We start from the raw sequence: 15,352 nt of genomic DNA on the forward strand, positions 1-15,352 counted from the left end.
CTTTAGTCCGTTTTTTTTGAATCAACCATTCATTTGGTTTTAGCCAAAATTTATTTTAATACTTTTGAAATAAATATATTCCATTCAAACCTTGTTGCCATGGATTTCGAATCTTCAAATAAAATCTTTTCGCCAGGAAAATTATTGCTCACGTCAGAATATGTTGTTCTTGATGGAGCTTTAGCTTTCGCTGTACCAACAAAATTGGGGCAGGAATTTTTTTTCGAGGAAATTGAGGATGAAAAATCATTAATTTCCTGGTACGCATTTCATCAGGAAAAACCTTGGTTGAATGCTGAAATTGATTATCAAAATTGGCGAATTTTAGATGCCAACATTCCCGATGCGGCGGAATTTATTCTCAAAGTTTTTAAGCAAATTCAGCAATTGTCTTCAATAAAGTTTAAGGAAAATCATTCTTATTATTTAAGAACAAATCTTCAGTTTCCGTCCAATTTTGGTTTGGGAAGCAGCTCCACTTTAATGACGAATCTTGCAGAATGGGCAGAAATTGACGCTTTTCAACTCAACGAACTTTGTCTCGGCGGAAGTGGTTATGACATTGCGGTTGCTAAAGAAAAGGCGGCAATTCTTTACCAAAATTCAAACTCCAAAAGAAAGATTGAGAAAATTTACTTTAATCCTGTTTTCAAAAACGAACTGATTTTCATTCATTTGAACCAAAAACAAGACAGCCGTGAAGGAATAAACCTTTATCGCTCCAAAACAAAATCACCTGAATTAATTAGTGATTTCTCTGAACTGACAAAAGAAGTTATTCAATGTAATGAATTAGAAAAATTTTCAGAATTAATCCAAATTCACGAACAAAAACTTTCCCATTTTCTTGGAATTCAAACTTCCAAAGAAAAATGTTTTGAAGAATGTCCTGTTTTCATCAAAAGTCTTGGAGCGTGGGGCGGAGATTTTGTGATGAGCCGTAAATTTGCCGGTTTTCAAGAGTATTTTTTGGGGAAAGGTTTCTCCACGGTTTTTGAATGGAGTGATTTAATTGATTGATTTTCAATCATTAACAACTTTTCTTTTTTCTTGCAAATTCTGACCAATATCAGTAATTTTAAGACTGCTTTAATGACCATTATTGCTTAAATTTGTTTTTTAAAAATCAGAAATAAAATAGTCGTTATGAAGAACATCAAAATCATTCAGCAGTTACATGATTTAGGAATAACCGGTTATCAGGAAGTGGTTTACAATCCTACTTACGAAGAACTTTACAAAGCGGAAATGTCCACCAAAAATCAAGGTTTCGAAAAAGGTGCTGTTACCGAATCGGGTGCAGTTGCCGTAAAAACAGGGATTTTTACAGGTCGTTCGCCAAAAGACAGATTCATTGTAAAAGATGACATCACCAAAGATACTATCGATTGGGGAAGCGTGAACTTGCCGACAACTCCTGAAATTTTTGAAAGCTGTAAAAAATTGGTTTTGAAACAACTTTCTTCATCAAAAAAGTTATATGTTGTTGATGCGTTTTGTGGAACCAATCCGGATACAAGATTGAAAGTGAGATTCGTGATGGAAGTTGCGTGGCAAGCACATTTTGTAACGAACATGTTCATTCGTCCATCAATTTATGAATTAGAGCATTTTGGAGAGCCTGATTTCATCGTGATGAACGGTTCAAAAACCACAAATCCTGATTGGAAGGAGCAAGGTCTCAATTCTGAAAACTTTGTGATGTTCAACCTTACCGAAAAAATGCAGATTATTGGCGGAACTTGGTACGGTGGAGAAATGAAGAAAGGAATGTTTGCCATGATGAATTATTATCTTCCGTTGAAAGGAATGGCTTCGATGCACTGTTCTGCAAACGTAGGTGAAGACGGTGACGTTGCGTTATTTTTCGGACTTTCAGGAACGGGCAAGACAACACTTTCAGCCGATCCAAAAAGATACTTAATCGGCGACGACGAACACGGATGGGACGAACACGGAGTTTTCAATTATGAAGGTGGATGTTACGCAAAAGTAATCGACTTGACGGAAGAAAAAGAACCGGATATTTACAGAGCAATCCGTAGAGATTCACTTCTTGAAAATGTTGTTGTAAACGAATACGGAGAAGCTGATTACAAAGACAATTCCATCACAGAGAACACTAGAGTTTCTTATCCTATTTATCATATCAGCAAAATTGTGTTGCCTTCAAAAGCAGGACACGCGAAAAAAATCGTTTATCTTTCCGCAGATGCATTCGGAGTTTTGCCACCGGTTTCAATCTTAAATGAAGATCAAGCACAATATCACTTCCTTTGCGGATATACTTCAAAATTAGCAGGAACTGAAAGAGGAATTACAGAACCACAACCATCATTCTCACCGGCTTTTGGTGAAGCGTTCTTAACTCTGCATCCAACCATGTACTCTAAAACTTTGATTGGAAAAATGAAAGAACACGGTGCAAAAGCTTATTTGGTAAACACTGGATGGAATGGAACTGGAAAAAGAATCTCTTTGAAAGATACTCGTGCAATCATCGATGCTATTATTGATGGTTCAATCGATACCGCTGAAAGAACAACCATCCCAATCTTGAATTTGGAAGTTCCAACTGTATTGCCAAATGTTTCCGAAGGAATTCTTGACCCACGTCAAACTTACAAAGACGCTTCAGAATGGGAGACAAAAGCAAGAGATTTGGGAGCAAGATATGTAGAAAACTTTAAGCAATATTGCGATACAGAAGAAGGTAAGAGATTGGTTGCAGCAGGACCTCAATTGTAAGACGAAATACGAATTACGAAATTTGTTATACTATAAGAATCTGTCTCACAATAAAAATTGAGGCGGATTTTTTATTGCAGTTCCAATCTTCAATGTTTTGGAAAAAGAAAAAGTTGTCTTCTTTAGGCAACTTTCTTTCTTAAATTGTGTGCTAATGCGTGCAATCCGAACTCCAATTCTACTTTTTTCAGACCTTTCAGGGTAAACCGCTTAAAATTGTTGCAATGTTTCAGATGTGCAAACACAGGTTCTACTTCAACCGAGCGTTGTCTGCGTTTTTTAATGCCTTCTTGGCTGTTTAATAGTTCCCTGATTTTCTCTTTGTACTGTTCCAGATGATGGTTTCGCTCTACACTGCGATTTTCTTTGGAACTGTGACAAACGCCTCTGATTGGGCATCCATCACAGTTTTTAGCCTGATAATGCGAGAGTTTTTGAGGGTAACCGGTCTTGGTTTTCCGAGTGCTTTCGTGTGTTTTTTCCATCTTTTGACCCATCGCACAGACGTAATAATCTTTTTCCTGATTGTAGTGCAGATTTTCTTTGCTGAATGTTTTGTGTTTCGCCTGATAATGGGCATCCTGCTCTTTGTCGAAGGTGTTGTATTTTACATAAGGTGTAATATTGTTCTGTTCCAGCAATTCATAGTTCTGCTCGCTCCCATAACCTGCATCGGCAGTGAGTTCTTCTAATTCCGCCAATCTTTTTTCCCCATAGAGTTTCTCAAAATTTTTAAGATGATGCTCTAGGGTATTGAAGTCATTGGTCTGCTGGTGAATGGTATAATTGACGATGATTTGATTCTCCGTAGAAATTTGTGCATTGTAGGCGGGTTTAAGCTGTCCGTTCTGCATGTGATCATCCTTCATTCTCATAAAAGTGGCGTCTTCATCCGTCTTGCTGTAAGAGTTCCTTTCTTTTAAAATCGCTTCCTGAGCTTCGTATTTATCGAGGTTTTTCTCAAAATTATTTTTAATGTAATTCAGCTTGGCTTTAGCTTTTTTGTCGGAATCGGTCTTGCGGTCGCTGCCTTTCAATTTGGCATTGATATTTTCTACGGTTTGCTGGATCTTTTCTTTGCTGATTTCTTTAAACTCAGGCGGTTCAGGGTCTTTGTCTTCCTCTCTTGCCACGTTTTGAGCGTATTTCCAAAGATCTTCCAATTGGCGGAGCATTTTTTCTTTATTGGTTTTAATGGCATTTGCCCAAACAAAAGTGTAGCGGTTTGCCTGTGCTTCGATTTTCGTTCCATCCACAAAAACCTGTTTCAAACTCACCAAGCCTTCATCTGCCAAAAGCAAAACTACTTGCGAGAAAATATCCTTGAAAGCCGCTTCCAGCTTATTGCTCCGGAAGCGGTTCACGGTATTGTGATCCACAATGCTCATGTTGGAAAGCCACATAAAATTGATATTTTCCCGAAGCGCTTTTTCTATCTTCCGGGAGGAATAAATATTATTCATGTACGCAAAAACCATCACTTTGAGCATCATCCCGGGATGATAACTGGGATTTCCTTCTCTGCTGTAGGCTTTTAGAAGCGGATCTATATTAATTCTCTCCAAAATATCATTGACAATCCGAACAGGGTGATTTTCGGGAATCAATTCCTCAAAACTATAAGGAAACAGCACCAGCTGATTTTGGTTATAATGCTTGAAATTCATAAACAACTATCTGATTATCAATGATAAATATACAAAAATCCTAAATAATAACCAAAAAAAATCCGCCTCAGTTGTGAGACGGATTCTTTTTTGTGAGTTTGGGAGAATCCTAAGAATTCAATTTGCACTGCCGTAAATGAATCTCACGGAAAAGGAGCGAAATTTTGCGCAAAAAAAATAATCTCCTGATTTACGGAAGATTATTTAAATTGTTGTGGAGCAGGAGGAAAATGAACCTTATTAAATTCATTATATCTAATTTTATGTAAATATGCTATTTACCAATATTTTATATATATTTGTATAAATAAAAATATATTGTTTTTATGCTTAATTATATAAATATTAGCACCTATTTTAGCACCTAATGAATTCAACGTTTAAACTCAAAGAACCTAACAGCGAAAAGCAAACCCTTATTTATTTCCGCTCTTATTTTGGGAATGAAAATAAGAATTTCATCTACTCTACTGGAGAAAAAATAAAACCATCTGAATGGGATTTTGAAAATAGACAGCCAAATGATTTGAATGGAAGAACTCAAAAAGCAGAAAATCACAGAAGTATTAAAAAGCAATTAGATAGATATAGTGGTTTTTTCACTGAGATAGTTAATCGTTATAAGAATATTAATGAAGAACTGACCACGGACGTAATTAAACAAAGATTTGATGAACATTTTAAGAAGGTAACTGTCAAAAGTGATTTTTTTAGAGTTTATCAGGATTTTTTAAATGAAAAAGAAAACGATTATACAGGAAATGCAATCTCTATTTCGACACTAAAAAGGTATAAATGTAACAAGACTTTGCTTGAAGATTTCCAAAAAGATTATAAAGTTAAAATTACACTCGGAAATTTTGATGAAAAACTTTATAACAAATTTCTTAAATACTGTATTGAAGAAAAGAAGCATTCGGCAAATACTGTTCATCGTAATGTTGGACTGTTAAAAACCTTTTTAGGATGGTCTTTTGAAAAGAAATATACATACAATAATAGTTTTCTCAATTTCAAAAAGCCATCAAAATTCAGGACAGATGAAATTGCATTAAACTATCAGCAAGTGGAAGAGATTTACAATTACGATTTCAACAAAAATAAACGATTAGAAAGAGTAAGAGATTTATTTGTTTTGGGTTGTGTTACAGGGATGCGTTTTGGAAATTACAGTAGTATTTCAAAAGAAGATATTCAAGGAGATTTTATTCGTGTAGTCGATTTGAAAAGCAAAACTAAAAATCTCTCAATTCCATTGAACAGTATCTCACGAGCGATTTTAGAAAAGTATGATTATGCACTTCCAAGTATTTCCAATCAAAAAATGAACAAATTTATAAAGGAAGTTTTTCAGGAAATGGCGTTTACGGATGAAATAAAAAAGACAATGAGATATGGCGATGAATTGATAGATAAAAAATCTGAGTTTTGGGAAAGAATATCCAGCCATACCGCCAGAAGAAGTTTTATTACAATAATGAAAAACAAAAGAGTTCCAGACAAAGTGATTATGAGTTATACAGGGCATAGAAGCTTAGAAGTTTTCAATAATTATTATCGTCCTAGCGAAGAAGATAAAGTGAATTATATGAATGAAGTTTTCAAATAACTATGGATAAAAAGAAATTATACGGACACTGGTATATATGGGAAGAACTTGTTAGTTATCCAATGATGCTTTATTATTGGATCAAAGGAGATAAAATTCAAAAGATGCTTTCTGAAAGAATAGAAAAAGCAAGACGGAAAGCCGAGCAAATGACACTGACAGAAAAGAATAAAAACGAGTTTCTTATCGAATATGAAAAACTGGATAATTTTTTCAGCTACCATTTCAAGGAAATTGATAAATTCAACAGTCATAATTTTCAGGATAAGATTAACTATTGTTTGAAACAATACAGGAAGGAATCATCACAAAAATTGACTTCCTCAAATCTAATGAAATTGCAGGGCAACTTTTTGGCAGGAGCAGAGAAAACGCTATTCCTTTATTTCCTTTTATACAGGGAAAGAAAACCCAACAATTCTTTTGTGTCGATATTTTCAAGTGAGGAAAATTATAACAAATTCATTTTCGTAATGAAAAATAATTCTTATTTAGACGAAAATAACAAATTTGACATATCCGTTATTTTCTTTTCTGGAGTACTGACGTTTCTCAAAAAAAAGGGGGTAATAAAAAATGTAAAAAATATTAACATTATAAAATTATTAAAAGACGATTTTGATTTTGAAATTTCCCCATCTTCCTTTTCAAGCGGAATGCCATATCCTACTAAAGACGAAGAGAAAAAATTATTTGATGATTTATCAAAAGAACTTATGGTAAAATATTAAATTTCATTGAATTTACTATAATTCATAGATTAAAAACACAATCCGTTCATATTTGCATAGAAATTTTAAAAATCAATTCTATGCAAACAACCAATCCATTCCAAACCATTTTGGATGAATTAGGAGAAGTAAAAGACTTACTCTATTCCCTAAAGAAAGAACCTGAAATCGAGTTAAAAAAGAAATTCTATTCCATAAAAGAATGTTCTGATATTTTAAAACTCGATTACCAGACGGTACGCTCACACATTTTAAAAGGCAATATCAAAGCAGAACAAATAGGAAGATTTTACAGAGTCAACCATTTGGATTTGATGAATGCTTTAAACGAGGTCAAATCGCTTAAATATAAAAGATAGGCGAATAAGTTTTAACTAAAACAAAAAAAAATGACCTCAGAAATTCCTTACCTAAGAGTAGGCACTACCTACTATAAAACCATAGAAAAACCTTTGATTTCAGGCGATAAAATTTCCATCTTGGTTCGCTGGAATCGAGAAACCATTATCAGCGACTACGGAAAAACCTATCTTTCACAAATTCCGAAATATGACGGTTTTTGCTGTATCCCCAGTCATTTGAATTATGAAAAAATAATCGAAGGATTTTACAACATGTACAATAAAATTCCTTATCAACCGATTGAAGAAAGTTTGAATTCTTATGCTCTCAAAGAAAAAATTCAGTTTTCGCTGAACTTTATGGAACATATTTTTGGAGAACAGTTTGAGCTGGGTTTGGATTACATCAAAATCTTGCTTGAAAAACCTACCCAAATGCTTCCAATATTATGTTTGGTAAGCAAAGAGCGTTCTACGGGAAAATCCACTTTTATCAAATGGCTCAAATCCATTTTCGGGTTGAATATGACTTACATTAAAGGAGATTCCTTTAACAGTCAATTTAATTCAGATTGGGCCTCAATGCTCATTGTAGCTATTGATGAGGTATTTTTCGACAAAAAAGAGATTACTGAGCGCCTTAAGTACCTTTCCACAACAGATAAAGATAAGAAAGAAGCGAAAGGAAAAGATCGTGAGGAAGTTGAATTTTTTGGAAAATTCATTCTTTGTTCCAACAATGAAGACAATTTTATTCAGATTGATGAAGAAGAAATTCGGTTCTGGATTATCAAAGTTAAATCTATAAAAACAGAGAATACTGAATTCCTTCAAAACCTAATTAAAGAAATTCCCTATTTCCTTCGCTATCTGATTCAAAGATCGTTCTGTAGCCAGAAACAAACCCGAATGTGGTTTACTGATTCTGAGATAAGAACAAAGGCGTTACAAAAATTGGTTTGGAAAAACAATAACAAACTTGAATCAAAAATTATTGAGCTCTTGTATGAGTTTTTTGAGAGTACCGAAGAAAATGAAATCCAAGTCATTCCGCAGGATATTTTCAATATGCTCGGAAGAATGTTCAGAAACCATTATTGGACTGTAAACGACATCCGAAAGCTTCTAAAAGAAACATGGAAACTTGAACCACAAAATAATTCTTTGGCATACATCAAATACGACATTGATTATTCAGGAAGTTTTTATCAAAATAATAAAACTGGACGCTATTTCACTATTAAAAAAGATTTCATTCTTCAAAAATTTGATGAAATGATGAATTAATTGATAATGAAAACAAAATCAATGGTTTATATCTCATCAAAACTCTCATCAAAATATAAAAACTTGATTTTTGATGAGAAACTGATGAGCAAAAAATTTGAAGTTTGATGAGATGATGAGTCTTTGATGAGAATGTAATCTTTTAAAATACAGCAACATATACGGCTGTCTCATCAATTCATCAAAATATTTGCGAAAATTAAACCCTAACATTTTTCATCTATGAACTGCAAACAATTCAACTCTGTAAAGTTGGAAGAAATCCTTGTTTCACTCGGACACCATCCAACAAAACAAAATGAAAAAGAAGCTTGGTTTCTCAATCCTTTTTACACAGAAACACAAGCCTCTTTTAAAATTAATAAAAATCTGAATTATTGGTATTTACACTCCGAAGGAATTGGCGGAAACAATGTCGATTTTATGAAAAAATATCTAAACGAATCAGTAAAAGAAGTTTTAGAATGGGCAGAAAAGCAAAATTTTTCTTCTTTTCAACAGCAGAATGTTATTCATTCAATAAATTCAAAACCAAATTATCAAATCACCGAAATCAAAAAACTCCAAAACGAACATCTTAAAAGCTATCTTCATCAAAGAGGACTTTCAAAAGTAGTATATCCGTTAGTTAAAGAAATTCATTTTACCATTGGAGAAAAGAAACTCTACGCTATAGGTTTTGAAAATTTTTCTGGAGGTTGGGAACTTAGAAATTCATTTTACAAAGGTTCATTACAGAAGAAAGATATTTCAATTGTAAATCTCAATAATGAAAATCAAAATGAAACAGGGAAAAGAATTGTCGTTTTTGAAGGATTTATGGATGCTTTGTCTTTTGTGGAGATGAAACCATTCTTCATTGGCGATTTGTTGGTAATGAATTCTATTTCATTGTTGAATAGAACCAAAGAACATTTAAAAATTTATTCCGAAATCCATTTGTTTTTAGACAATGATAAAGCAGGCGAAACTTGTAAAAATGAAATTCTGAAATCATTTCCCGAAGCCAAAAATCATTCTGAAATTTATGCTCTTCATAAAGATTTGAACGACTATTTACAATTCAAAAACAACACTGAAATCGAAAAAAAACAGCAGATAGACTTGAAATCAAAACAAGAACAAGAAGAAAGTGAAATATATCAAACTTACAAAAGAAAACGCTGATACTGCGTGCGGTTATTTTTCACCAACTATCGGCAAAAGTTAGGAGCTCATTCGCAACTTTGAAGGTCGATTCTCTCCCAACAAAGTTTCTTCTTCGCTCTGCGAGGCTTTAACCTGTATAAAATAGATACAGGTTATTAGGTAACATGAGTAAAAAAGACACAGGTTACATCATTATCAAATTTAATAAAAATGAAGACATCAATCAATTTCAAAGCGTCAAAATCTGATTCCGAAATTCATAATTTTAGAAAAAAATCATTTGATTATATCCGCAAAGATTTAACTCCTAAAAATGAATATTGGATGGAACAAAAAATTGCAGACCGACTGTTAAAAATAGAAGCCTACTGTAAAGAAAAATCAGGCAGAAAATTACAAAAAAATGCAATGCCAATTCGGGAAGCTGTGGTTGTGATTAAAGAAAATAACACAATGCAGGATTTGCACAACCTTTCAAAAAGATTGGAAGAAGAACTTAAAATCCGAATTTTTCAGATTGCCATTCACAAAGATGAAGGACATTATGATAAAGACACCAAAGAATGGAAATCTAATTACCACGCTCATTTGGTGGCAGATTGGCAGGATTTGGATACAGGCAAAACGCTGAAACATCAATCTTTTCATTATTCCAAAATGCAGGATTTAGCGGCGGAATGTTTGGAAATGGAAAGAGGTATTTCAGGTTCGTTAGCAAGATTAGAAGCAGTTGAATTTAAAATCAGAAAAAAAGAAGAAGATTTGAAAATTTTGGAAGAACGATACAGCCAAATGCATCAAGAGATGGAATCTAAAAAATCTGAAGATTTAATTGTAAAAGAATCCGATTTTCTCGGTTTTCAGAAAATAAAAACAGACAAAACCATTGAAAACTACAAAAAGGCAATCAAAACAAATAACATTCAACTTCTCAAAAATAAAACAGAACTGGAATTCAAAGAGAAACAAATTGCAGAACTCAATACCAAAATTGAAAGTCTAAAAAAAGAAGTTTCCTTTTTCAAAAGCAAAAACTCTGCGCTCTTAACCAGTGAAACTGTTTTTGCTGTTGAAAAGAAAAAATATTTGGAATCGATTGAGAATACGCTTAAAAAAAACATTTTGCAAGAAAGTATAAAAATTCCGAATATTCACACGTTTTCTAAAGACGAAATACAAGACAAGTTGATAGAAATTGTGGAGAAATGTGCGAAAGAAAATCAAATCCCAGATTCGGCTTTGGAAGAGGTTTTTAAGGATGCTCAACGCAACAAAATACTATATTCTCTACTGAGTAAAAACATCATCGAAAAGCAAACTCAAAAACTTGAAAATGAAAAGAAAAACCAAGAGAAACAGAACTTTGGAAGTAGGAGATAGAATAAATATTGTACAATCAATTGAAATAAAACTTCAGCAAAATTATTTCTAAATTTGTAAAACATAGAATTAAGCATGGATTCAAAATTTTTAGACATTCTTCATCTCATACAACAATCCCAAAACAATGCGGTAAAAGCTGTTAATATTGAATTAATCAATCTATATTGCTATTGATATTCAGCTTCTAATTTCCTTCAAAATTGATTAATAAATTTGTACTATGAAGATTCTCATTATTGAAGACGAAAAAGAATTGGCTAAAAGCATTGCCGAATATCTTTCTACAGAAAATTATTTGTGCGAAAAGGCTGCGACATTTCACGAAGCGATGTATAAAATCGAAATTTTTAATTACGATTGCATTTTGTTGGACATTACTTTGCCAGACGGTAATGGTCTTAAAATTTTAGAAGAACTCAAAAAACAACAAAAACAGGATGGTGTTATTATCATTTCTGCCAAAAATTCTTTAGAAGATAAAATAAAAGGTTTGCAAATTGGTGCGGATGATTACCTCACAAAACCCTTCCATTTATCAGAATTGGCAGCCCGAGTGTACTCTATCATCAGAAGAAAGCAATTTGACAATACCAATATCATTCAGCAAAATGAACTAACGATTGACCTATTAGCAAAAACAGCTTCAGCAAACAATAAGCCTATTATTCTCACAAAAAAGGAATTTGATTTATTGCTTTATTTTATTGGAAATAAAAATCGTGTGCTTTCAAAAAGTACTTTAGCAGAACATCTTTCAGGGGATTTTGCGGATATGTTGGATAACCACGATTTTGTATATGCCCACGTAAAAAATCTAAAAAAGAAACTGTCCGAAGCAGGGTGCGAAACTTACTTGAAAACAGTTTACGGAACAGGCTATAAATGGGAGGTTGTTTAAAATATGTTTTATGAAGCCTTTACTAAATAAAACCATAAAGCCGTTTCTTATTTATGTACTTATCATTTTTATGGTAAGTGTTCCGGTTTATTATTTTGTGATTGATAATATTTGGAAAAGTGAATTAGACGAACATAATAAAATGGCTGCCTTTGCCGTACAATATAATTTTAACCGCTTAAAATTATCTGATGTTGAGCTTGAAAAGAACATTGAACTATGGAATCAAGTTCAACCCAACTCAAAATTGCAAAAAGTTGGTTCAGACGATGATTTGAAAAATAGAATATATACCGAAACCAATAAAAATATTTTTATCCAATCCCAAGAACCTGACCGTTTCCGCATCCTTTCAACAGTTGTTTACATTAACAAAAAGCCGTACCGTCTTACCACACAAACCAATATCGAAGAATCGGGTGAAACCATTGGTGTTATTATCATTATGACGGTTTTTTTCTTTATTTTAATCGTTGTTGGATTGTTGTTATTGACCAAAAAATTATCCAACTCTATTTGGAAACCATTTCAAAATACTTTAGCTCAATTAAAGAAATTTAACCTCACAAAGCAGACTGAATTAATATTTGAACCAACCGATACTTTAGAGTTTACAGAACTAAATGATTCACTTCAAAAACTGATTGCTCAAAACGTTAATGTATTCAAATCTCAAAAAGAGTTTACAGAAAATGCCTCACACGAATTGCAAACACCTTTAGCGATTCTAAAAAACAAATTGGATATTCTATTGCAAAGCGAAGGATTAACGGAAAAGCAATATCATATTGCAGAAGAAATGCATACTGCCCTCAACAGAAGTTCCAGAATTAATAAAAATCTTTTACTTTTAACAAAAATTGAAAGCCATCAATTTGATGATACCGAAATTATTAATCTAACAGAATTAATGAATCAAAGTATCTTGATATTTGAAGAATATTTTGAGAAAAAAGAAATGAAAATTGACACTCAAATTGACCAAAATATTACAATAAAAGGCAATAATGGTTTAGTAGAAGTTTTGATTAATAATTTACTTTTAAACGCCATTCGTTATACTGAATCAAAAGGAAATATTAATATCGAGCTTTCCAAAAATTCATTACAAATATCCAATTCAGGTCATAAATCTTTAAACTCTGATTTGGTTTTCAAACGTTTTATCCAGCTTTCACAGGAGAAAAGCGGAAGTGGTTTAGGTTTGTCAATCGTTGAAAAAATTACTCAATTCCATCACTGGAATATTTCATATCAATTTGAAAATAATCGCCATATTTTTTCTATAGCATTCTAAAAATTCAAAAAGTTTTCAAAGTTCAGTTGCACTTTTGTCCGTGAAATGTAAAAAAATTTTGCATTTCATTTAAACAAAGGATTATGCAAAGAATCGTATTCATACTTTGGCTAATGCTTATAAATAGTAGTGTTTTCAGCCAAAACACGCTTCAAGATTATCAGCAAATTGCGGAGCAAAACAGTCCGCTTCTCAAAACTTCCCAAAACAATATCAAAATTGCAGCTTTAGACAGTTTGATGCTGAAAGCAAATTATGGTTTCAATGTTAATGTTTTGGGCGATGCTTCGTACACACCTGTTATTAAAGGATGGGGTTATGATAATGCAATTAGAAATGGGCAAAGTCTTTCGGGGATTGTGCAGGTTACAAAAGATATTATCGGAAAAGACAATCTTAAAACCCGTACTCAGATTTATTCCATCGCAATTGAGCAATTGAAAAATCAAAGAAAATTGGATGCCTTAACGCTGAAAAGATTAATAACAGAACAGTATTTATTTGCATACAGCAATCAAAAGGAATATGAAGTCCTGAAGGAAATTATTCATCTTTTTGAGCAGGAAGATATTATTCTGAAAAAGCTAACGCAAGCATCTGTTTTTAAACAAACGGACTATCTGAATTTCAAAGTGAATTATCAGCAAAACAAGTTGGCTTTACAACAAAAGTTAAATGAATGGAACGGCAATTACAGTCAGCTGAATTATTTGGCAGGTATTCAGGATGTTCAGACAAAAAATTTGGAAGCACCCGATTTCACAACGCTTTTCCCGCCTGATTATGATAATAGTATTTACGCAGACACTTACAAAACTGACAGTCTGAAATTAGTCAACGACAAAAAAATTATCGAGTTAGATTACAAACCCAAACTTTCGGCTTATGCTGACGGTGGTTATTCATCTTCACTTATGGTTACACCTTACAAAAACTTTGGGTATAGTGTAGGTTTGAGTTTGAAAGTGCCTATTTATGATGGCAAGAAGAAAAAAATGTTACTGCAACAAAACGAAATTCAATTGGACAACCAAAAGCAATTTTATAAGTTTAACAAAACGCAATACCAACAGAAAAAAGCAATGATAGAAAAGCAAATTGCCAATTATGACAAGATGATTACAATGGCAAAAGAACAGCTCTCATATTCAAAAACATTAATTGAAGCCAACTTGAAACAAGTGCCAACAGGCGATGTAAAAGTAACGGATTTCATTCTTTCTATCAATAATTATTTGATTTTAAAAACAGGTATTATCCAAAACGAATTACAAAGAAATATTTTACTCAACAATCTTCAAAACTTAATTCTATGAAAATAGTCCCTATAATTTCCATTCTGTTTTTTATTGGTTTTATTTCGTGTAAAAACGATAAAGCAGCAACGGAAACTGTTCAAGAACCTGAAGTTGCTTCAAAAACACCTGTAAAAATTGGTTATGCCACAGATACCGTTTCTTTAGACCAAAGTATTACGCTGAATGCAACGGCAGCTTATCTTTTAAAATCCGATGTCAAAGCCAATACAACGGGCTATATCACGCAAGTCAACATCAAATTAGCCGACCAAGTTGGGCGTGGTCAAACCTTGTTTATGTTACAGACAAAAGAAGCCCGAGCTTTGGGAAATACCATCAATAAGTTGGACAAAAGTTTTCGGTTTTCGGGTACAAGCAGCGTACAAAGTCCGAGTAGTGGCTATGTTGATATGCTGAATCACCAGATTGGCGATTACGTGCAGGATGGCGAAGTCTTGGCAAGTGTTACCGACCAAAGCAGCTTCGGTTTTGTAATGAACGTTCCTTACGAATATAATCAGTTAGTCAATCTTGGTAATCGTTTGGATGTTTTGCTTCCTGATAACAGAATTTTATCAGGATATGTGGCGAAGATAATGCCCAATGTTGACCCAGTTTCTCAAACCGAAAAAGTATTAGTGAAAGTAAATAATGGTGGTAAGATTCCAGAAAATCTTATCGCAAAAATAGCTTTGACCAAAGACCGAAAGAGCGGTATTGCTGTTCCCAAATCATCTGTTTTGACGGATGATGTTCAATCGGAATTTTGGGTGATGAAATTAATTAACGATACTACTGCCATAAAAACCGTCATTGAAAAAGGTTTGGAGAATGATAAATGGGTAGAATTAAAATCAAACAATATCAGTCTGAAAGACAGATTGTTGACTTCAGGAAATTTTGGTTTGTCAGATACCGCTTATGTTAAAATTGAAAAATAACTC

Annotated in this window: 13 protein-coding genes; 12 read left to right on the forward strand and 1 reads right to left on the reverse strand. The window is 33.0% G+C overall.

Annotated elements, in window-relative coordinates; genetic code table 11:
* Positions 1–99 precede the first annotated feature (99 nt).
* A complete protein-coding gene (locus J4771_RS10300; RefSeq protein ID WP_224134932.1) occupies positions 100–1,020 on the forward strand; it encodes a GYDIA family GHMP kinase in 921 nt (306 codons plus the stop codon).
* A 126-nt stretch (positions 1,021–1,146) separates the two neighbouring features.
* Positions 1,147–2,748, forward strand: a complete 1,602-nt coding sequence (gene pckA / locus J4771_RS10305; RefSeq protein ID WP_224134933.1) for a phosphoenolpyruvate carboxykinase (ATP) — start codon at positions 1,147–1,149, stop codon at positions 2,746–2,748.
* A 122-nt stretch (positions 2,749–2,870) separates the two neighbouring features.
* Here pckA and J4771_RS10310 read toward each other — a convergent pair whose 3' ends face one another.
* Positions 2,871–4,415: an IS1182 family transposase gene (locus J4771_RS10310; protein ID WP_224134934.1), complete on the reverse strand. Its 1,545-nt coding sequence runs from the start codon at positions 4,413–4,415 to the stop codon at positions 2,871–2,873.
* Between the two features lie 367 nt (positions 4,416–4,782).
* Here J4771_RS10310 and J4771_RS10315 point away from each other — a divergent pair, with 367 nt between their 5' ends.
* From J4771_RS10315 to J4771_RS10360, 10 genes are all read left to right on the forward strand, one after another.
* Positions 4,783–6,024, forward strand: coding sequence for a tyrosine-type recombinase/integrase (locus J4771_RS10315; protein ID WP_213190501.1), 1,242 nt, complete (start codon positions 4,783–4,785; stop codon positions 6,022–6,024).
* Positions 6,025–6,026: 2 nt separating this feature from the next.
* Complete coding sequence (locus J4771_RS10320; protein ID WP_213190500.1) at positions 6,027–6,755, forward strand: hypothetical protein; 729 nt, start codon at positions 6,027–6,029, stop codon at positions 6,753–6,755.
* A gap of 80 nt (positions 6,756–6,835) precedes the next feature.
* Complete coding sequence (locus J4771_RS10325) at positions 6,836–7,114, forward strand: helix-turn-helix domain-containing protein (protein ID WP_213190499.1); 279 nt, start codon at positions 6,836–6,838, stop codon at positions 7,112–7,114.
* A 30-nt stretch (positions 7,115–7,144) separates the two neighbouring features.
* A complete protein-coding gene (locus J4771_RS10330; RefSeq protein ID WP_213190498.1) occupies positions 7,145–8,383 on the forward strand; it encodes a primase-helicase family protein in 1,239 nt (412 codons plus the stop codon).
* A gap of 222 nt (positions 8,384–8,605) precedes the next feature.
* Positions 8,606–9,550 (forward strand): toprim domain-containing protein, encoded by a 945-nt coding sequence (locus J4771_RS10335; RefSeq protein ID WP_213190497.1) that lies wholly within the window; start codon positions 8,606–8,608, stop codon positions 9,548–9,550.
* A 192-nt stretch (positions 9,551–9,742) separates the two neighbouring features.
* Complete coding sequence (locus J4771_RS10340) at positions 9,743–10,912, forward strand: hypothetical protein (protein ID WP_213190496.1); 1,170 nt, start codon at positions 9,743–9,745, stop codon at positions 10,910–10,912.
* Between the two features lie 223 nt (positions 10,913–11,135).
* The gene (locus J4771_RS10345; protein WP_213190495.1) at positions 11,136–11,813 is read left to right on the forward strand and encodes a response regulator transcription factor; all 678 of its coding nucleotides are present in this window, start codon (positions 11,136–11,138) and stop codon (positions 11,811–11,813) included.
* 10 nt (positions 11,814–11,823) lie between these two features.
* A complete protein-coding gene (locus J4771_RS10350; RefSeq protein ID WP_224134935.1) occupies positions 11,824–13,110 on the forward strand; it encodes a sensor histidine kinase in 1,287 nt (428 codons plus the stop codon).
* Between the two features lie 83 nt (positions 13,111–13,193).
* A complete protein-coding gene (locus tag J4771_RS10355; RefSeq protein ID WP_224134936.1) occupies positions 13,194–14,426 on the forward strand; it encodes a TolC family protein in 1,233 nt (410 codons plus the stop codon).
* A complete protein-coding gene (locus tag J4771_RS10360) occupies positions 14,423–15,349 on the forward strand; it encodes an efflux RND transporter periplasmic adaptor subunit (protein WP_224134937.1) in 927 nt (308 codons plus the stop codon). Before J4771_RS10355 ends, J4771_RS10360 begins: the two co-directional genes overlap by 4 nt.
* Positions 15,350–15,352 lie beyond the last annotated feature (3 nt).

This window comes from Candidatus Kaistella beijingensis (assembly GCF_020084865.1).
Lineage (GTDB): Bacteria > Bacteroidota > Bacteroidia > Flavobacteriales > Weeksellaceae > Kaistella > Kaistella beijingensis.